2 protein-coding genes are annotated in these 1012 nt (G+C 73.9%); both read left to right on the top strand.

The window, feature by feature from the left end:
• The coding region (locus tag AB0N07_RS52315) for a hypothetical protein (RefSeq protein ID WP_365848211.1) at positions 1-618 on the top strand (618 nt) is incomplete at its 5' end.
• 15 nt (positions 619-633) lie between these two features.
• Positions 634-1012 (top strand): inorganic phosphate transporter (locus AB0N07_RS52310; RefSeq protein ID WP_365848209.1); only part of this gene is annotated, 379 nt, incomplete at its 3' end.

The following is a 1012-nucleotide window of genomic DNA, read 5'->3' as shown; positions in this document are numbered from 1 at the left end:
CGCATGCCCTGGCTCGTCACGCGCGACACCCCGGCGCTGCGTCACATGGCAGACCTCGCCGAGGCCCTGCACCGGTCCGTGCATCTGGTGGCCCAGGTCGCAGGGACCCGCGGACCCGAGGCGGACCGTGCCGCCCGTGAGCTCGAGGAGCTCGACTCGTCCTCGAGCGCCACCCTCATGGCCTTCCTCACCGCGCTGCGCAGCGCCTACGTGACTCCGCTGCCCCGTCAGGACCTCTACCGGCTGGCCAGCGGCGTGCACGCGGCCACCCGGCGCGTCGTGTCGGCGGGCGTGCTGATCCAACGGGCCGACCTCGAAGAGCTGCCGACGCACGCCCTCGACGTCCTCGAGACCGTGGGCCGGCAGGCCGAGCTGCTCGCCCGCAGCGCCGCCGAGATGCGCGACCTCGACGCCCTGGAGGCCACGTGGATGCAGCTGCTGCGCGCCTCCCGCCGCACGGAGCGGATCATGGTCGAGTGGCTCGCCGACCTCGGCATGGACCTGCTGCAGCGCGACTACAACCGCCAGCGCGAGGTCGCCTGGGCGCTGCACGCGGCGCTCGAGGCCCTCTCCCACGTGAACATGGACCTGGGCATGGTGCTCGTCCGTGAGTCCTGAGCCGGTGGAGGCGCCGTGACCGCGGGGCTCGCCGTCGTCCTCGTGCTGCTGTGCGCCGTCGGCGCGCTGATGGGGTTCCGCGACGCCCCCAACGCCGCGGCGCTGCCTGTCCGGTACCGGGCGCTGACCCCGCGCGGGGCCCTCCTCCTGACCGGGGCGGTCAACACCGTGGGCGCCCTGCTGGGCATCGGGCTCATCACGCTGAGCGTGCACTACTTCACCTCGCCCGCGGTGCGCAGCGAGATCGGCCCCCTGGCCGTGGGCGTGTCCTGCGCGGTGACCCTCGTGTGGGGTCTGCTGCTGTGGTGGCGGCGCCTGCCCAGCTCCAGCACGCACGCGCTGATCTCCGCGCTGGCGGGCAGCCACCTCGCCGTGCGCCTGAGTCTGGACGTCG

Source organism: Streptomyces sp. NPDC051172, from assembly GCF_040682555.1.
GTDB lineage: Bacteria > Actinomycetota > Actinomycetes > Streptomycetales > Streptomycetaceae > Streptomyces.
The sequence above is the reverse complement of the archived record's forward strand: the minus strand, read 5'-3'. Positions and strand labels throughout refer to the sequence as shown.